Here is a 16936-nt window from a genome sequence, read left to right on the forward strand (position 1 = left end):
CCCGGCGTTTGATTCCCGGCAAGGCGCGCCTGCCCCGTCCCCTATACGTTCGTGTCAGGCAGGGAGATTTCGTCATGCGTGTACTGCTCGTGGGAGCCGGCGGTGTGGGCACCGCCATCACCCGGATCGCGGCCCGCCGCCCGTTCCTCGACCTGATGGTGGTCGCCGACTACGACCCCGCCAGGGCCGAGGCGGCGGTCGCGGCCCTCGGCGACGCCGGAAGCCGGTTCCGCGCCGAGCGCGTGGACGCCTCCGACGAGGCCGAGGTGGCCCGGCTGCTCGCCGACCACGGCTGCGACGTCCTGCTCAACGCCACCGACCCGCGCTTCGTCATGCCCCTGTTCCGCGCTGCGCGCGCCGCCGGCGCCGGTTATGTCGACATGGCGATGTCCCTGTCCCGGCGCCACCCCGAACGGCCGTACGAGGAGTGCGGGGTCAAGCTGGGCGACGAGCAGTTCGCGCTGGCCGAGGAGTGGGAGAAGGCGGGCGCGCTCGCCCTGGTCGGCATGGGCGTGGAGCCCGGGCTGTCGGACGTCTTCGCCCGCCACGCGGCCGACGAACTCTTCGACACCATCGAGGAGATCGGCATCCGCGACGGCGCGAACCTCACCGTCGACGGCTACGACTTCGCACCCTCCTTCAGCATCTGGACCACCATCGAGGAGTGCCTGAACCCGCCGGTCGTGTACGAGGCCGGGCGCGGCTGGTTCACCACGCCCCCGTTCAGCGAGCCGGAGGTGTTCGACTTCCCGGAGGGCATCGGCCCGGTGGAGTGTGTGAACGTCGAGCACGAGGAGGTGCTGCTGGTGCCGCGCTGGGTCGGCGCGGAGCGGGTCACCTTCAAGTACGGCCTGGGCGGCGAGTTCATCGAGACGCTGAAGACCCTGCACCGGCTGGGACTCGACCGCACCGAGGCGGTGACCGTGCCCGGCCCGGACGGACCGGTCGCCGTCTCGCCGCGGGACGTGGTCGCCGCGTGCCTGCCCGATCCGGCGACGCTGGGCGACCGGATGCGCGGCAAGACGTGCGCGGGCACCTGGGTGCGCGGCACGAAGGACGGGGCGCCGCGCGAGGTGTACCTGTACCACGTCGTCGACAACGAGTGGTCCATGACGGAGTACGGCAGTCAGGCGGTGGTGTGGCAGACGGCGGTCAACCCGGTCGTCGCCCTCGAACTGCTCGCCACCGGCGCCTGGTCGGGCACCGGCGTCCTCGGTCCGGAGGCCTTCCCCGCACGTCCCTTCCTCGACCTGCTGACCGAGTACGGCTCCCCGTGGGGGGTCCGGGAACAGTGACGCGGCCGGTATCAGTCGTTTCACCGCGCATCGACAGGTGACCCGAAGGCGAGTACGCATCTTCCAGGGGCAGGTACGACCTCGATCGCAGGTGACGTTGATGGACGACTGGCGAGACCGCGCCGCATGCCGCCGCGAGGAACCCGACCTCTTCTTCCCGATCGGCACCACGGGACCGGCACTGGTGCAGACAGAGCGGGCGAAGGCGGTGTGCGGCCGCTGCGGCGTCCGCGAGCAGTGCCTGCGCTGGGCACTGGACACCGGACAGGCCGCGGGCGTCTGGGGAGGCATGACGGAGACGGAACGCCGCACCCGGGCCCGGCGCATGGGGGCACGGCGTCCGCGCTAGGGCCGGTGTCCGGCAGGGCTCTGCGGCAGGAGAGACCCGCGGCCGATCGCATCGGTGAGGGGCGCCCCGTGCCTGATCACGGGGCGTCCACCGGCGCCGGAGCGGCCGGCAGCCGCAGGGTGAACACCGCGCCCGCGTCCGGCTCGCTCGCGGCCTCCGCCGTACCGCCGTGGGCCGCGACCAGATGGCGGACGATCGGCAGGCCGAGGCCGCTGCCGCCGGTGCGGCGGCTGCGGGACTTCTCGGCGCGCCAGAACCGGTCGAAGACGTGCGGAAGGTCCTCCGCGGCGATGCCCGAGCCGGTGTCGGTGACGGTCAGCAGGACCGACTCGCCGTCGCGGCGGGCGGCCAGGCCGACCGTGCCGTCGGCGGGGGTGTGCCGCAGCGCGTTGGAGACCAGGTTCCCGAGCGCCTGCCGCATGCGCACGGGGTCCGCGTCCAGCCAGGCGGTGTCGTCGGCCTCGGTGCGCAGGGCGACCCCGGCGGCGTCGGCGGCGACCCGGTGGGCGGCGGCGACCTGGTCGAGCAGGTCGCCGGCGTGCAGCGGCTCGCGGTGCAGGCGCAGCGTGCCGGCGTCGGCGGCCGCGAGATCCTGCAGGTCGTCGATGATCCGCTGGAGCACCAGCGACTCCTCGTGCAGGGAGGCCAGCAGGGCCGGGTCCGGGTCGACGACGCCGTCTCGGACGACCTCCAGCCAGCCACGGATGTTGGTGAGCGGGCTGCGCAGTTCGTGGGCGATGTCGCTGACCATGGCCTTGCGCTGGGCCTCCAGGCGTTCGCGTCGCTCGGTCAGGTCGTTGAACGCCTCGGCGAGGATGCCGGTCTCGTCCCGGGTGGTCACCGGCACCCGCACATGCCGTTCGGGCGGCTGCTGCGCGGCCGCGGTCAGCGCGCGCAGGGGTCGTACGAGCCTTACGGCGACGACGGCGGTCACGGCGACGGTGACGGCGAGGACCAGCCCGGCCGCGCCGACCACCTTGGCCTTGTTGCCCGTGGACATGTCGAAGCGGGCGGGGTTCTGGTCCCCGATGCCCAGGAACAGGTCGGCGACCGGGGCGACATACGGCTCCAGCTGGATGCGGCGGGCGCTCAGCACACAGCTCTTCGACGCCTGGACGGCGGCCCTGCTGTCGGCCACCCGGGGGGTCTTGGCCACCAGGAAGCCGCCGCCGAAGGGATCCCTCGCACTGGGGTCGAAGGTGAGGAACAGCCGGCCGCCGATGTCCAGCCCCGCCCGTTTCAGGCACGGCCGGGCCAGCGCCGTGAGCTCGGTCAGGGCCTGCTCCTCCGTCGGCGTGGGGGTGTTCAGCTGCCCGTCCGCGCACTGCTGCGAGGCGTAGGAGATGTCGGTGTCATCCGGGGTGCTGACCACGGGACGGCCGCTCGGGGTCCGCACGACCGTGCCGTCGACGCCGAAGTGCTCATAGCACTCCCTGCGCTTGGCGGCCAGCGCGTCCAGCCGGTGCCGCTCCCCGGCCGTGACCCGGTACGGCCCCACCACCCGGGGATCGATGCCGCTGAGCCGGCTCCCGGAGTCGGTGTAGGTGTCGGTGCGCAGGGGGTCGACGGTGGCGGCGGGCCGGGGCGGCAGCGGGGTGCCGCCGGGCGCGGAGTCGGCGATCAGGGTGCCGTCGGCGTTCGTCAGGGCGATGCGCCGGCCGGTGCCACGGGCCAGGTCACGGACCGTGCGCCGGACACCCGTCCAGTCCGGGTGGGCGGCGGCGTACCCACTGAGCCGGGCGAGGATGCTGTTGTCGGCGGCGAGGTCCTGGCCCTGTTCCTCCTTGAGGGCACTGGTGGTGGTCGTCACCGCGAGCCAGGCGGTGGCCGCCACCGAGCAGACCGCGATGAGGGCCGAGACGAACAGCAGCCGGACGAGCAACCGTTTGCGCAGCGGTACGCGGCGCTTCACGGCCGGCCGCCGGTCAGCTTGTAGCCGACGCCGAACACCGTCACCAGACGCATCGGCCGCCGCGGGTCGGCCTCGATCTTCCGGCGCAGGTTCATGATGTGCACGTCGACGGCGCGCTCGGTGGAGGCCCGGTCGAAGCCACGCGTGCACTGCAGCAACTGCCGCCGGGAGAACACCCGGTCGGGCTCCCCCGCCATGGCCAGCAGGATCTGGAACTCGGCCGGCGTGCACTCCACCGGCTTTCCGTCGCAGCGCACCTCGTGGCGTACGGGGTCCACGCCGATCCCCCCGGCCCGTACGACCGGATCATCGCCCCGGACGCTGCCGCCGCGCCCGCTGCGCCGCAGGACGGTGCGGATCCGGGCCATCAGCTCGCGCGGGCTGTACGGCTTGGTCATGTAGTCGTCGGCGCCCAGCTCCAGCCCGAGCAGCACGTCGTCCTCGGCGGCGCGTGCGGTGAGCATCACCACCGGGATGTCCGGATCCTCTCCGCCGCGCAGCACCCGGCACACCCCGAAGCCGTCGACGACCGGGAGCATCAGGTCGAGCACGACCAGGTCGGGTCTCAGGCGCCGGGCCGCGTCGAGAGCGGCGGCGCCGTCGTGCACCACCGTGGCGGTGTGCCCCTCGGCCAGCAGGGAGCGGCGGATCAGTTCGGCCTGCTTCTCGTCGTCCTCGGCGACCAGCACATGTGCGCACACGAGTTCGGATCCTAGGACGCTCAGAGGGCGAGCCAGTCGGCGTACCCCATGACGACCACCGGATGCCGCTTCGGATCGAGGGTGCGCAGGAGGTCCTTCATGTGGGACTTGGCGACGCTGACGCAGCCGTGGGTGGGGCCGCCGTGGTCGACGTGGAACCAGACTCCGCCGCCCCGGCCCGCGCCCAGGGGGCGGGTCCAGTCCAGCGGAGAGGTGCCCGGCCTGCGGTTGCAGTCGATGGCGACGACGTAGTCGAAGGACCCGGGGAGGGGCTCGCCCTCGAAGCCGGTGCCGGGCGGGACGAAGCCGCTGGAGTGGTGGTACGCAAGCCTGTTGCCCGGGTCCGCCGGCAGGCCGCCGGCGTCGCTGAGCGTGTAGACGCCGACCGGGGAGCGCAGGTCTCCGGCCGTGTGGTGGGCGCTCCAGCCGTGCAGGGCGATGGGGGTCCCCCCGGTCGAGCGGAGCCGAGACTGGGGGAGGGCGGGCCACGCGGTGCCCGGCTGCCGGCCGGTGGCGGTGCGCTCGTGCAGCACGACCGCGGACAGCGGGGAGTTCCTGCCGCGCCCGGTGACGACGACGGCCTGCCGGGAGCGGTCCGGTATCGCGGCATGGATCTTGGGGCCGAGGCCGGCCATCCGCCGGGGTGCCGGCTCCGCCACGGGCTCGGACGTGGGGGTCGGTGCGGGGGTGGCCGTCGGCGCCGGGCGGGCCGCGGAGGTGCGGCGCTCGGTCGCCTCGGCTCCACCGCCGCAGCCGGTGAGCAGCAGCGGGGAGACGAGGAGAGCGACGGCGGATCTGCGATCGAACATGGGTCGACCCTGGCCGACACATGTTTGGAACCCGTCAGGTTCCGGCAGCGGAGCCGCTAGGCCTTGCTCGGCTTGCCCTTCGTGTAGAGCCAGGTGTGGAAGAGACCGTCCAGGTCCTTGCCGGACACCCGCTCGGAGAGCTTCACGAACTGGGCCGTCGTACCGTGCCCGGCCCGGTGCTCGGTCGCCCAGGTGCGCAGGATGCGGAAGAAGTCCTGGTCACCGACCGCCTTGCGCAGCTCGTGCAGGACCATCGCGCCACGGGCGTAGACGGGCGTGTCGAAGAGGTTCTTGCCGCTGCCCGGGTCGCCGGGCGGGAAGGCCCACAGGTGGTCGTTCGCCGGGCGGGCGTAGAGCGCGTCGAAGGTCTTCTGGGCGCTGTCGCCACCGTGCTGCTCGCTGTAGAGCCACTCGGCGTAGGTCGCGAAGCCCTCGTTGAGCCAGATGTCCTTCCAGGCGGTCAGCGAGACCGAGTCGCCGAACCACTGGTGGGCGCTCTCGTGGACGAGGGTGCTCAGGTCGGGAGCCGAGTCGTAGACGGGCCGGCTCTGGGTCTCCAGGGCGTAGCCGACGTCGGGCGCGTGGTCGACGATGGAGCCGGCCGCGCGGAACGGGTACGGCCCGAACAGCTTGCTCTCCCACTCCAGCACGGAGGGCAGCTTCTTCAGCACCGGCGCGGCCGCGCGCGCCTCACGGGCGTCGACGGCGTTGTAGACCTGGATGCCGTCGTGGGTGGTGTACTGCTCGACCTTGAACTTGCCGACGGTGGCGGTGGCCAGGTAGGCGGCCATCGGCTCGGCCTGGTGCCAGCGGAAGGTGGTGCGACCGTTCTCGGTCTGCTGCCCGCGCAGGACACCGTTGGCGACGGCGGTGCGCCCCTTCGGGACCGTGATCGTGAAGTCGTACGACGACTTGTCCTTGGGGTGGTTGTTGCCCGGGAACCACGTCATGGCGCCCTGCGGCTCGCCCGCGACGAACGCCCCGTCGTCGGTGCGGATCCAGCCGTCGGCGGAGCCGTCCGGGTCGGTGACCGACTTGGGGGTGCCGTGGTAGGTGACGGTGACCCGGAACTCCTGGTCCTTGCGCAGCGTGTGGCGCGGGGTGACGACGAGTTCCTGACCGTCGCGGCGGAAGCCGGCGGCGGTGCGGTCGACGGTGACGCCGGTGACCTTCAGGCCCTTGAGGTCCAGGTCGAACCGGGTCAGCTTCTGGGTGGCGCGGGCGGTGAGGACCGCCTTGCCGTCCAGGCGCCGGGAGGTGGTGTCGTAGCGGAGCGTCAGGTCGTAGTGCTTGACGTGGTAGCCGCCGTTGCCGCTCAGCGGGAAGTACGGGTCACCGGCGCCCGAGGTGCCGATGGTGCCGGCCGACGCCGTTCCGGCGGCGCCGAGCAGTGCCGCCACGGCGACGGGGACGGTGGCGAGGACCGCCTCACGGCGGAGGACCGCGGTGCGTCGTGGTGAGGTCTGTCTGTGCGCTGCCGTCATGGGCGCTCCTTCGGGGGTGGCGATGATCATTCGTCCACAGACTAGGGCCGCGGCTGTCTCCGTTTCCCCCTCATTCAGGTCAAGTCACGCCGCGTTGCCGCCCGGTGTCGCGGGGCGGCCGAAGTACGCTCGCAGAGCCGTCCGCGACCGAGGGGAGCCAGACCGTGAGTGTGCGCGTGCGCCGGATCTACGAGCCGCCGGAGTCCGACGACGGCCTGCGGGTGCTGGTGGACCGGCTGTGGCCGCGCGGCCTCGCCAAGGAGGCGGCGCAGATCGACGAGTGGCCCAAGGGCCTCACGCCGTCGACGGAGCTGCGCCGCTGGTACCACGCGGGCGAGGGCTCGTACGAGGAGTTCCGCGGCCGCTACGAGGCGGAGCTGACGGGTCCTGAGGCCGTCGAACTCCTCGACGGCCTCAGGAAGTCGGCCCGCAAGGGGCCGGTCACGCTGCTCACGGCGTCCAAGACGCCGGAGCGGAGCCATGCCACGGTGCTGGCGGACCTGCTGAAGGGCTGACGTCAGCCCGTCTGCCGGGCCGCCGCCCGGCCCGCGGCGCGGCCCGAGAACAGGCAGCCGCCGAGGAAGGTGCCCTCCAGGGCGTTGTAGCCGTGGACGCCTCCGCCGCCGAAGCCTGCCACCTCGCCCGCCGCGTACAGGCCGCCGACGGGTGTGCCGTCGGGGCCGAGGGCGCGGGAGTCGAGGTCGGTCTGGATGCCGCCGAGGGTCTTGCGGGTCAGGACGTGCATCCGGACGCCGATCAGGGGGCCCGCAGCCGGGTCGAGGATGCGGTGCGGGGCGGCGACCCGGCCGAGGCGGTCGCCGATGTAGCGGCGGGCGTTGTGGATGCCCTGGACCTGGGAGTCCTTGCTGTACCGATTGGCGATCTGCAGGTCGCGGGCCTCGATCTGGCGGCGTACCTCGGCCGCGTCGAGCAGGGGCTTGTCGGTGAGGCCGTTCATCTTCTCGACCAGCCGCTCCAGGCTGTCCGCGGTGACGAAGTCCGCTCCCTTGTCGAGGAAGGCCTGGACGGGGGCGGGGGCGCCCCTGCCGAGCAGCCGGTCGCGCAGCACGGCCGCCCGGTCCTTGGCGGTGATGTCGGGGTTCTGTTCCGAGCCGGAGAGCGCGAACTCCTTCTCGATGATCTTCCGGGTGAGGACGAACCAGGAGTGGTCGTACCCGGCGATGTCCTCGGTGGTGCGCAGGTACTTCAGGGTGCCGAGGGTGTCGTAGCCGGGCAGGCACGGGTCGGGCAGGCGGCGGCCGAGGGCGTCGAGCCAGACGGAGGACGGTCCGGGCAGGATGCGGATGCCGTGGCCCGGCCAGATCGGGTTCCAGTTCTGCAGGCCTTCGGTGTAGTGCCACATGCGGTCCCGGTTGACCAGGCGCACACCCGCCTCGGCGCTGATGTCGAGCATGCGGCCGTCGACGTAGGCGGGGACGCCGGTGACCATCTCGGCGGGAGGCGTGCCGAGCCGCTCGGGCCAGTAGCGGCGGACGATGTCGTGGTCGGCGCCGATGCCGCCGGTGGTGACGATCACGGCCTGGGCGGTGAGTTCGAAGTCGCCGACGCGGTCGCGGTTGGAGGCTACGCCGCGCGGCGCGTCGTCGTCGGCCAGGACCGTGCCGCGCACGCCGCGGGCCGCTCCGTCCTCGAGGACGAGTTCGTCGACCTGGTGGCGGTGGTAGAAGGTGAGGAGCCCGTCCCGGGCGGCCTGCCGGGCGTACCGGGCGAAGGGTTCGACCACGCCGGTGCCGGTGCCCCAGGCGATGTGGAAGCGGGGTACGGAGTTGCCGTGCCCGTCGGCGCGCAGGTCGCCGCGCTCGGCCCAGCCGACGGTCGGCAGCAGCGTGATGCCGTGCCCCTCCAGCCAGGACCGCTTCTCGCCGGCCGCGAACTCGACGTAGGCGCGGGCCCAGCGCACCGCCCAGGAGTCCTCGTCCTCCAGGCGGTCGAACCGGGCACTGCCCCGCCAGTCGTTCCAGGCGAGGTCGTAGGAGTCCTTGATGCCGAGGCGCCGCTGCTCGGGCGAGTCGACGAGGAAGAGCCCGCCGAAGGACCAGAACGCCTGGCCGCCGAGGTTGGCGGCGTTCTCCTGGTCGACCAGGGCGACGCGCCGGCCCCGGCTGGTGAGTTCGTGCGCCGCGACCAGGCCGGCGAGGCCCGCTCCGACGACGATGACGTCCGCGTCCATGGCGTCCGTTCCTTCCTTCCGCTTGCGTCTGCTTGTGTCTGCTTCCTTCTGCGGCTCAGGCCGGGGTGCCGCTGCCGTCGGTCAGCAGGGCGGTGAGCAGTTGCCCAAGCCAGGTGCGGGCCGCGTCGACGTCCTTGTCCAGCAGCAGCTGGGTGGTGACGCCGTCGTAGGCCGCGACCACCGCGCGGGCGGCGCCGTCGGCGTCGCCGAGCACGGCGGGCAGTTCGGTGTGGCCGCGGGCCCGGAACAGCCGGTCGGCGATGGCCTCCCGGAGCCGGGTGCGGTGGTCGAGGAGGGCGTGCGCGACGGCCGGGTCGCGGGCCGCGTGCACCAGGAAGTCGGTCTTCACCAGCAACCAGTCCACGTCGAGGAGCAGGACCTCGGTGACCCGGTCCACGGAGGCGGGCACGTCGAGGTCGGGCCCGTCCTGGGAAAGGGCGTCGGCCACCTGGGCGGCGATGAGGTCGGCGCGCTCCTGGTAGAGGGCGAAGAACAGCTCGTCCAGGGTGGCGAAGTTGGAGTAGAAGGCGCCCCGGCTGTAGCCGGCGGCCTCGCAGACCTCCTCGATGGAGACGCGGCCGAAGCCCTTGGCGGCGAACACCGCGAAGGCGGCGTCGAGCAGGTTGGCCCGCGTCCGCGCCCGCCGCTTGGTGACCCTCCGGGCCGTGTCCTGCGCCGTCATCGCCGAGACCTCCGTCGCCCCCGTTTGATACAGGAATGTATCCGATACACCTGTGTATCGAAAGACTCGCCACGATGGGAACGTATTTTCGATTCAGGAGTACGCTGGATCCATGTCCACGCAACTGCAGGGCTCCCTGTTCGACCAGACCGACGAGCTGCGGCTCGGCACCCTCGACGGACTGCACCGGACCGAGCTCGGCCGGGGCGCCTGGATCGACGTGCTGCCGGGCTGGCTGAGCGGCGCCGACGACCTGTTCGAGCAGCTGGCGGCCGAGGTCCCGTGGCGGGCGGAACGACGCAAGATGTACGACAACGTGGTGGCCGTACCGCGTCTGCTGGCCTTCTACGCGGCACAGGACCCGCTGCCCCACCCCGTCCTGGTCGAGGCGCGCACGGCCCTGTCCGCGCACTACGCCGAGGAGCTGGGCGAGCCCTTCACCACCGCCGGTCTGTGCTTCTACCGCGACGGCCGGGACAGTGTGGCCTGGCACGGCGACCGGATCGGGCGGGGCGCCCGGCAGGACACGATGGTCGCGATCCTCTCCGTCGGCGCGCCCCGGGACCTGCTGCTGCGGCCGGCCGGAGGCGGCGGCACGACGGTCCGGCGGCCGCTCGGGCACGGCGACCTCATCGTGATGGGCGGCTCCTGCCAGCGCACCTGGGAGCACTGCGTCCCCAAGACCGCCCGCGCGACGGGGCCGCGGATCAGCATCCAGTTCCGCCCGCACGGCGTACAGTGACCGGCCCGTGACGGCCGCCCTCTTGCGGAGGACGGTGCGCCATCTGGTTGGCTGTCCCCCGACGACCGGTTGCTCTGGGCCTCGGGGAGATCATGCAGGCAGACGTACGCCAAGTCGCCGACGGCACCTATCTGGTGCACGGCCACAACACCAACTGGGTGATCCTCAAGGACGGCGACGCCGTCACGCTGGTGGACACCGGGTACCCCGGGGACCGGCAGGGCGTCCTCGAATCCCTCGCCGTGGTGGGCAGTTCACCCGAAGCGGTCGCCGCCGTGCTGATCACCCACGCGCACAACGACCACGTGGGCTCCGCCGAGTACCTGCGCAGCAACTACGGCACCCCGGTCTACCTGCACCCCGCGGAAGTCCCGCACGCGCGCCGGGACTTCCTCCAGCAGGCCACGATCGGCGACGTCGTGCGCAACTCCTGGCGGCCCGGTGTGGTCCCCTGGGCGGTACATGTGATCCGGGTGGGCGGGATCGAGCACAACCCGGTCACCGCACCCGAGCCGTTCCCGGCCGAGGGCGCGCTCGACCTGCCGGGCCGGCCCGTCCCCGTGCACACCCCCGGCCACACGGACGGCCACTGCGTCTTCCACCTGCCCGACGCCGGCATCGTCATCTCCGGCGACGCCCTGGCCACCGGCCACGCCACCTCGCGGCTCAAGGGCCCCCAGATGCTGCACGACTTCTTCCACCACGAGCGCTCCCGGGCCGTGGCCTCGCTGGACCTGATCGGGGCGCTCGACGGCGACACCCTGCTGCCCGGGCACGGCCCGGTCCACCGGGGCTCGGTGCGGGCCGCCGCCGAACAGGCCAGGGAACGCGCCTCCTGAGAACGCCGGCGGGGCCTTAGGGTTCGTGCCATGGCCTTGCAGATCAGTGCCACGAACCCGGAGCACCCCGCACTCCTGCTCGAACTCCCCTGGGACGTGCCCCTGGAGGAGTGGCCCGAGGAGTACCTCGTGCCACTCCCCCGGGGCATCTCGCGGCACGTCGTGCGCTACGCGCACGCCGGCGACGAGGTGATCGCGGTCAAGGAGCTGGCGGAGCGGCCCGCCCTGCGCGAGTACGAACTGCTGCGTGACCTGGACCGGCTGGGCATCCCGGCGGTCGACCCCCTCGCGGTGATCACCGGCCGCACCGACCGCGTGGGCGCCCCGCTGGAGCCGGTGCTGGTGACGCGGCATCTGCGCGGCTCGCAGCCGTACCGCTCGATGTTCGAGACGACCATGCGCCCGGCGACCATGCACCGCCTGATGGACGCCCTGGCGGCGCTGCTGGTACGGCTGCACCTGGCCGGGTTCGCCTGGGGCGACTGCTCACTGTCCAACACCCTGTTCCGCCGGGACGCGGGCGCCTACGCCGCGTACCTGGTGGACGCCGAGACCGGCGACCTGCATCCCCGGCTCAGCCCCGGGCAGCGGGACTACGACCTCGATCTGGCCCGGGTGAACATCAGCGGCGAGCTGCTCGACCTGGAGGCGTCGGGCGCGCTGCACCCGTCCGTCGACCCCGTCGAGTTCGGCCACGAGATCTGCACCCGCTACGGCGGCCTGTGGCAGGAGCTGACCCGCACCTCGGTGTACCCGGCGGGCAAGTACCACTACATGGAACGACGGATACGGCGCCTGAACGACCTCGGCTTCGACGTCGCCGAGATGCAGATCGAGCACTCCTCGAACGGCGACTCGGTCACCTTCGTGCCCAAGGTCGTCGACGCCGGCCACCACCAGCGCCAGCTGCTGCGGCTGACCGGCCTGGACACCGAGGAGAACCAGGCCCGGCGGCTGCTGGGCGACCTGGAGAGCTGGATGGCCGGACAGGACGACCACGCGCCCGGCGACCCCCTCACCACCCGCCCCGAGGTGCTGGCACACCGCTGGGTGCGGGACGTGTTCCGGCCCACCGTCCGAGCCGTCCCGCCGGAGCTGCGGGGCACCATGGATCCAGCCGAGATCTACCACGAGCTGCTAGAACACCGCTGGTACCTGTCCGAGCAGGCGCAGCACGACATAGGCCTCGACACCGCGGTCGAGGACTACATCGCGAACGTTCTCCCCAGGGCCCGGGCGACCCTGTTGCCGACGACCCCGGACTAGATCACGCGCACCGGGTCCGCGTACCGGGTCACTCGTGCGGGACCACGGCCACCGGGCACTCGGCGTGGTGCAGCACGCCGTGGGCGACCGAGCCGATCCGGGCGCCCACCGCCGTGCGGTGCGCCCGCCGGCCGACGACCATCAGCTGGGCCCGGCCGGCCACCGAGAGCAGCACCTGCCCCGCGCTGCCCATCTCGATGTGCTCGGCCACGGGCACCTGCGGGAAGCGCTCGCGCCACGGCCGGAGCGCCTCGCTCAGGGCCTTGCGCTCGTACGGTTCGAGCCCGCCGGCTTCGTCCAGGAGCTTCAGCGAACCAGGGCTGTAGGCGAAGACCGGCGGCACCGTCCAGGCCCGGACGGCCCGGACGGTGGCGCCGCGGGCGGCCGCCGTCTCGAACGCGAACCGCAGTGCGGCGGCGCTGTCCTCCGGTCCGCCCTGCTGGCCGACCACGACGTCCCGTCCGGCCGCCTCCGCCGCCGGCTCGTTCCCGGCGCGCACCAGGACCACGGGCCGGTCCGTCGCGGCGACCACCTGCTGGCCGACGGAGCCCAGCAGGAACCCGACCACCGTGCCGTGCCCACGCGAGCCGAGCACCAGCATCTCGGCCTCCGCCGCGGCCGCGACCAGCGCCTCGACGGCTCCGCCCTCGACCACGTCGACGCTCGTGCACAGCTCCGGATGCCGTGCGGAGAAGGCGCGCACGGCGTCCGACACGCCGTCCGAGACCCAGCCGTGCTGGGTGTCCCGGTCGGCCGCGTGCAGGCCCTCGTGGAAGCGCCAGGCGTGCACCACGCGCAGGGGCAGCCCCCGGCGTACGGCCTCCCGGCCCGCCCAGTCCAGCGCGGCCAGGCTCTCCTCCGTACCGTCCACCCCTGCCGTGATCGGGCGTGTCATGCTCGGGCCTCCCAGCCTTCCGTGTCCGTGGGGCCAGTCTTCACCACGGCGCGGTCCTGCCGCCGGTGGCCGTCCCCCGGGGCCGTATCCCGGAGCGATCCGGGGCGATCGAACATACGATGGGCGGGAACCGGTGCGGTGGACTGCGCTCCAGACGATCCACCGTCCCGTGGAACCGATCGCTCGGGGTGGGAGACCCATGGCACAGGCTGCCGACGCAGCGCGGACCGTCATTCTGACCGTGGACGACGACCCGGGGGTCTCCCGCGCCGTCGCCCGTGACCTCCGGCGGCGCTACGGCGAGTCGTACCGGATCGTGCGCGCCGAGTCGGGAGAGTCCGCCCTGGACGCGCTCCGGGAGCTGAAGCTGCGCGGCGACCTGGTGGCCGTGATCCTCGCCGACTACCGGATGCCGCAGATGAACGGCATCGAGTTCCTGGAACAGGCCCTGGACGTGTATCCGGGGGCGCGGCGCGTGCTGCTCACGGCGTACGCGGACACCAGCGCGGCGATCGACGCGATCAACGTCGTCGACCTCGATCACTATCTGCTCAAGCCGTGGGACCCGCCGGAGGAGAAGCTCTATCCGGTGTTGGACGACCTGCTGGAGGCATGGCGCCACAGCGACTACCGGTCGGTGGCCACCACCAAGGTCGTGGGGCACCGGTGGTCGGCGCGGTCGTCGGACGTGCGTGAGTTCCTGGCCCGCAACCAGGTGCCGTACCGGTGGTACTCGGTGGAGGAGCCGGAGGGGCAGCGGTTGCTGGCGGCGGCCGGGCAGGACGGCCAGCGGCTGCCGCTGGTGATCACCCCGGACGGCACGGTGCTGGTCGAGCCCGAGGCGCCGGAGCTGGCCGCACAGGTGGGCCTGGCGACGACACCCACGGCCGACTTCTACGACCTCGTGGTCATCGGCGGCGGTCCGGCCGGGCTGGGCGCTGCCGTGTACGGCGCTTCGGAGGGCCTCAGGACCGTGCTGGTGGAGCGGTCGGCGACCGGCGGGCAGGCCGGGCAGAGCTCCCGGATCGAGAACTACCTCGGCTTCCCGGACGGCGTCTCCGGTGCCCAGCTCACCGACCGGGCGCGGCGGCAGGCGGCCAAGTTCGGCGCCGAGATCCTGACCGCGCGCGAGGTGACGGGACTGGAGGTCAACGGCGCGGCCCGGATCGTACGGTTCGCGGACGGCTCGGCGATCGCGGCGCACAGCATCATCCTGGCGACCGGCGTGCAGTACCGGCAGCTGGAGGCTCGGGGCTGTATCGACCTGACCGGCTGCGGGGTGTTCTACGGCTCCGCACTGACCGAGGCGAACGCCTGCCAGGGACACGACGTGTACATCGTCGGCGGCGCCAACTCGGCGGGGCAGGCGGCGATGTACCTGTCGCGGTTCGCCAAGTCGGTGACGCTGCTGGTGCGTGGCTCCGACCTGTCGGCGTCGATGTCGTACTACCTGATCCAGCAGATCGGCGAGGCCCCGAACATCACGGTGCGCAGTCAGACGGTGGTCGACGCCGCGCACGGCTCGGACCGCCTGGAGCGGCTGACGCTGCGTCATGTGGCGAGCGGTGAGAGCGAACAGGTCGACGCCCAGTGGGTGTTCGTGTTCATCGGCGCGGCTCCGCTGACCGACTGGCTGGGCGACACGGTGCTGCGCGACGAGCGCGGTTTCATCCTGGCCGGGCCCGACCTGACCGCCGACGGGCGGCCGCCGGCCGGCTGGGAGCTGGACCGGCCGCCGTACCACCTGGAGACCAGCATTCCCGGCGTGTTCGTGGCGGGCGACGCACGCGCCGAGTCCGCCAAGCGTGTCGCGTCCGCCGTCGGAGAGGGAGCCATGGCCGTGATGCTCGTCCACCGGTATCTGGAGCAGTCATGAGCGGACAGCTGATGCCGTGCAGCCCGAGGGAGATCGGCTCCCTGTTCCTCTTCGAGAAGCTGACGCCGGAGCAGTTGGGCCGGCTGTGCAGCGAGGGCCGGGTGGAGCTGTTCCAACCGGGCCCGGTGTACACCGAGGGTGACCCCGCCACCTGCTTCTTCGCGATGATCGAGGGCACGGTCGTGCTCTCGCGGCGCGTCGGCGGCGACGACGTCGAGGTGACCCGCACCTCGCAGCGCGGGGTGTACGCGGGCGCCATGCAGGCGTACCTGAGTGACCGGGTGCGGCAGGCGTACAACAACTCGATGCGGGTGACGGAGCCGACGCGGTTCTTCGTGCTGCCGGCGGACACCTTCGCGGCCATCATGAGCGAGTGGTTCCCGATGGCCGTGCACCTGCTGGAGGGCCTCTTCTTCGGTTCGAAGAACATCCAGGCCACCGTCGGGCAGCGGGAGCGGCTGCTGGCGCTCGGCTCGCTGTCGGCCGGTCTCACGCACGAGCTGAACAACCCGGCAGCGGCCGCCGTCCGGGCCACGTCGACCCTGCGGGAGCGGGTCGCGAAGATGCGCCACAAGCTCGCGGTCATCGCCGAAGGCCCGTTCTCCCGGGACGCGTTGGCGGGCCTGATCGAGATCCAGGAGCGCACCGCCGAGCGGGTCGCGAAGGCTCCGGCGCTCAGCCCGCTGGAGGCCTCCGACCGGGAGGACATGCTCACGGAGTGGCTGGAGGACCACGGTCTCGACCACGGTTGGCAGCTGGCGCCGACCTTCGTGCAGGCCGGGCTCGACGTCGACTGGCTGGAGCAGGTCGCGGCGGCCGTGGACGAGGAGATCCTGCCCGGGGCGATCGGCTGGCTCAACTACACCATCGAGACCGAGCTGTTGATGACCGAGATCGAGGACTCCACCACGCGTATCTCGCAGCTGGTCGACGCGGCCAAGCAGTACTCCCAGCTGGACCGGGCGCCCTACCGGGTGGTGGACGTGCACGAACTCCTCGACAGCACGCTGCTGATGCTGTCGGGCAAGATCGGCTCGCGCATCCAGGTGGTCAAGGAGTACGACCGTACGCTCCCACCGGTCCCCGGCTATCCGGCGGAGCTGAACCAGGTATGGACGAACCTCATCGACAACGCGGTCTGCGCCATCAACGGCGCGGGCGGGGAAGGCACGTTGACCGTACGGACCGCGCTGGACCACGAGCGGTTGCTGGTGGAGTTCCGGGACACCGGACCGGGAGTCCCGTCGGAGATCAAGAGCCGTATCTTCGACCCGTTCTTCACGACCAAGCCGGTCGGTCAGGGCACCGGTCTCGGTCTCGACATCTCGTGGCGGATCGTCGTGAACAAGCACCACGGCACCCTGCAGGTCGAGTCGGTGCCCGGCGACACCCGTTTCCAGGTGCTGCTGCCGCTGACCGCCGAGACGCCGGACGACGCGGCGTCCGCCCTGACGACCACCTCCGAGGAGGCAGTATGAGCGACGAGGCCACGATCGACCCGAGCGTTCCGCCCAGCGGCGCCGGGTGCGTGGAGTGCGACGAGGCCGGTGGCTGGTGGTTCCACCTGCGCCGGTGCGCGACGTGCGGGCACATCGGCTGCTGCGACGACTCCCCCGCCAAGCACGCCACGAGCCACTACCGGGAGACCGGGCACCCGGTGATCCGCAGCTTCGAGCCGGGAGAGGGCTGGTTCTGGGACTACGCCAAGAACGAGCTGTACGACTCCGGTCCCGAACTCGCGCCCCCGGTCAGCCATCCGGCCGACCAGCCGACACCCGGACCGGCGGGCCGGGTGCCGGCCGACTGGGCCGAGACGCTGCGCTGAACCGGCAGCGGACCGGCAGGGAGACGGAGCACCGGGGCCGGCCGGGCCGGGGCGACCCGGCCGGCCCCGG

Annotated in this window: 16 protein-coding genes; 9 read left to right on the plus strand and 7 right to left on the minus strand. The window is 72.4% G+C overall.

The window, feature by feature from the left end:
- Positions 1-74: 74 nt before the first annotated feature.
- Together AC07DS_RS19095 and AC07DS_RS19100 are read left to right on the plus strand one after the other, a co-directional pair.
- Positions 75-1295, plus strand: a complete 1221-nt coding sequence (locus AC07DS_RS19095; protein WP_479146757.1) for a saccharopine dehydrogenase family protein — start codon at positions 75-77, stop codon at positions 1293-1295.
- 100 nt (positions 1296-1395) lie between these two features.
- Positions 1396-1644, plus strand: coding sequence for a WhiB family transcriptional regulator (locus AC07DS_RS19100; RefSeq protein ID WP_479146759.1), 249 nt, complete (start codon positions 1396-1398; stop codon positions 1642-1644).
- Positions 1645-1720: 76 nt separating this feature from the next.
- Here AC07DS_RS19100 and AC07DS_RS19105 read toward each other — a convergent pair whose 3' ends face one another.
- Genes AC07DS_RS19105 through AC07DS_RS19120 form a run of 4 tightly spaced genes read right to left on the minus strand, consistent with a single transcriptional unit; the run spans position 1721 to position 6550 of the window.
- The gene (locus AC07DS_RS19105) at positions 1721-3556 is read right to left on the minus strand and encodes a sensor histidine kinase (protein WP_479146761.1); all 1836 of its coding nucleotides are present in this window, start codon (positions 3554-3556) and stop codon (positions 1721-1723) included.
- Entirely contained in the window at positions 3553-4257 is a 705-nt protein-coding gene (locus tag AC07DS_RS19110) for a response regulator transcription factor (protein ID WP_479146763.1), read from the minus strand. The genes AC07DS_RS19105 and AC07DS_RS19110 overlap by 4 nt, the downstream gene beginning before the upstream one ends.
- A 20-nt stretch (positions 4258-4277) precedes the next feature.
- On the minus strand, positions 4278-5066 hold the full coding sequence (locus tag AC07DS_RS19115; protein ID WP_479146764.1) for a L,D-transpeptidase family protein: 789 nt from the start codon (positions 5064-5066) through the stop codon (positions 4278-4280).
- A 56-nt stretch (positions 5067-5122) separates the two neighbouring features.
- Positions 5123-6550: a M1 family metallopeptidase gene (locus AC07DS_RS19120; RefSeq protein WP_479146766.1), complete on the minus strand. Its 1428-nt coding sequence runs from the start codon at positions 6548-6550 to the stop codon at positions 5123-5125.
- A gap of 164 nt (positions 6551-6714) precedes the next feature.
- Between AC07DS_RS19120 and AC07DS_RS19125 the strand changes: the two genes are divergently transcribed.
- On the plus strand, positions 6715-7065 hold the full coding sequence (locus tag AC07DS_RS19125; RefSeq protein WP_479146768.1) for a DUF488 domain-containing protein: 351 nt from the start codon (positions 6715-6717) through the stop codon (positions 7063-7065).
- A gap of 2 nt (positions 7066-7067) precedes the next feature.
- Here AC07DS_RS19125 and AC07DS_RS19130 read toward each other — a convergent pair whose 3' ends face one another.
- Both AC07DS_RS19130 and AC07DS_RS19135 read right to left on the minus strand, forming a co-directional pair.
- The gene (locus tag AC07DS_RS19130) at positions 7068-8741 is read right to left on the minus strand and encodes an FAD-binding dehydrogenase (RefSeq protein WP_479146770.1); all 1674 of its coding nucleotides are present in this window, start codon (positions 8739-8741) and stop codon (positions 7068-7070) included.
- A 55-nt stretch (positions 8742-8796) separates the two neighbouring features.
- A complete protein-coding gene (locus tag AC07DS_RS19135) occupies positions 8797-9423 on the minus strand; it encodes a TetR/AcrR family transcriptional regulator (RefSeq protein ID WP_479146771.1) in 627 nt (208 codons plus the stop codon).
- Positions 9424-9535: 112 nt separating this feature from the next.
- On the opposite strand from AC07DS_RS19135, the gene AC07DS_RS19140 reads away from it, so the two are divergent.
- The 3 genes from AC07DS_RS19140 to AC07DS_RS19150 all read left to right on the plus strand — a co-directional run bounded on the left by AC07DS_RS19140 (position 9536) and on the right by AC07DS_RS19150 (position 12270).
- A complete protein-coding gene (locus AC07DS_RS19140; protein ID WP_479146773.1) occupies positions 9536-10165 on the plus strand; it encodes an alpha-ketoglutarate-dependent dioxygenase AlkB family protein in 630 nt (209 codons plus the stop codon).
- 92 nt (positions 10166-10257) lie between these two features.
- On the plus strand, positions 10258-11004 hold the full coding sequence (locus AC07DS_RS19145; protein ID WP_479146775.1) for an MBL fold metallo-hydrolase: 747 nt from the start codon (positions 10258-10260) through the stop codon (positions 11002-11004).
- Positions 11005-11034: 30 nt separating this feature from the next.
- The gene (locus AC07DS_RS19150) at positions 11035-12270 is read left to right on the plus strand and encodes a DUF4032 domain-containing protein (RefSeq protein ID WP_479146777.1); all 1236 of its coding nucleotides are present in this window, start codon (positions 11035-11037) and stop codon (positions 12268-12270) included.
- 28 nt (positions 12271-12298) lie between these two features.
- Here the strand turns inward: AC07DS_RS19150 and AC07DS_RS19155 are convergent, their stop codons facing one another.
- Positions 12299-13165, minus strand: coding sequence for a universal stress protein (locus tag AC07DS_RS19155; RefSeq protein ID WP_479146778.1), 867 nt, complete (start codon positions 13163-13165; stop codon positions 12299-12301).
- Positions 13166-13364: 199 nt separating this feature from the next.
- Here AC07DS_RS19155 and AC07DS_RS19160 point away from each other — a divergent pair, with 199 nt between their 5' ends.
- From AC07DS_RS19160 to AC07DS_RS19170, 3 genes are read left to right on the plus strand one after another with little or no spacing between them, the layout of a single operon-like run.
- The gene (locus tag AC07DS_RS19160) at positions 13365-15041 is read left to right on the plus strand and encodes an NAD(P)/FAD-dependent oxidoreductase (RefSeq protein WP_479146780.1); all 1677 of its coding nucleotides are present in this window, start codon (positions 13365-13367) and stop codon (positions 15039-15041) included.
- Positions 15038-16519, plus strand: a complete 1482-nt coding sequence (locus AC07DS_RS19165; protein ID WP_479146782.1) for an ATP-binding protein — start codon at positions 15038-15040, stop codon at positions 16517-16519. Before AC07DS_RS19160 ends, AC07DS_RS19165 begins: the two co-directional genes overlap by 4 nt.
- A complete protein-coding gene (locus AC07DS_RS19170) occupies positions 16516-16866 on the plus strand; it encodes a UBP-type zinc finger domain-containing protein (RefSeq protein ID WP_145881575.1) in 351 nt (116 codons plus the stop codon). Before AC07DS_RS19165 ends, AC07DS_RS19170 begins: the two co-directional genes overlap by 4 nt.
- Positions 16867-16936 lie beyond the last annotated feature (70 nt).

The organism is Streptomyces sp. NPDC044064, assembly GCF_056434245.1.

Coding starts and splice junctions, on each gene's coding strand:
- AC07DS_RS19095 (WP_479146757.1), top strand. CDS start 75: ATGCGTGTACTGCTCGTGGGAGCCGGCGGTGTGGGCACCGCCATCACC.
- AC07DS_RS19100 (WP_479146759.1), top strand. CDS start 1,396: ATGGACGACTGGCGAGACCGCGCCGCATGCCGCCGCGAGGAACCCGAC.
- AC07DS_RS19115 (WP_479146764.1), bottom strand. CDS start 5,066: ATGTTCGATCGCAGATCCGCCGTCGCTCTCCTCGTCTCCCCGCTGCTG.
- AC07DS_RS19120 (WP_479146766.1), bottom strand. CDS start 6,550: ATGACGGCAGCGCACAGACAGACCTCACCACGACGCACCGCGGTCCTC.
- AC07DS_RS19130 (WP_479146770.1), bottom strand. CDS start 8,741: ATGGACGCGGACGTCATCGTCGTCGGAGCGGGCCTCGCCGGCCTGGTC.
- AC07DS_RS19135 (WP_479146771.1), bottom strand. CDS start 9,423: ATGACGGCGCAGGACACGGCCCGGAGGGTCACCAAGCGGCGGGCGCGG.
- AC07DS_RS19140 (WP_479146773.1), top strand. CDS start 9,536: ATGTCCACGCAACTGCAGGGCTCCCTGTTCGACCAGACCGACGAGCTG.
- AC07DS_RS19145 (WP_479146775.1), top strand. CDS start 10,258: ATGCAGGCAGACGTACGCCAAGTCGCCGACGGCACCTATCTGGTGCAC.
- AC07DS_RS19150 (WP_479146777.1), top strand. CDS start 11,035: ATGGCCTTGCAGATCAGTGCCACGAACCCGGAGCACCCCGCACTCCTG.
- AC07DS_RS19155 (WP_479146778.1), bottom strand. CDS start 13,165: ATGACACGCCCGATCACGGCAGGGGTGGACGGTACGGAGGAGAGCCTG.
- AC07DS_RS19160 (WP_479146780.1), top strand. CDS start 13,365: ATGGCACAGGCTGCCGACGCAGCGCGGACCGTCATTCTGACCGTGGAC.
- AC07DS_RS19165 (WP_479146782.1), top strand. CDS start 15,038: ATGAGCGGACAGCTGATGCCGTGCAGCCCGAGGGAGATCGGCTCCCTG.
- AC07DS_RS19170 (WP_145881575.1), top strand. CDS start 16,516: ATGAGCGACGAGGCCACGATCGACCCGAGCGTTCCGCCCAGCGGCGCC.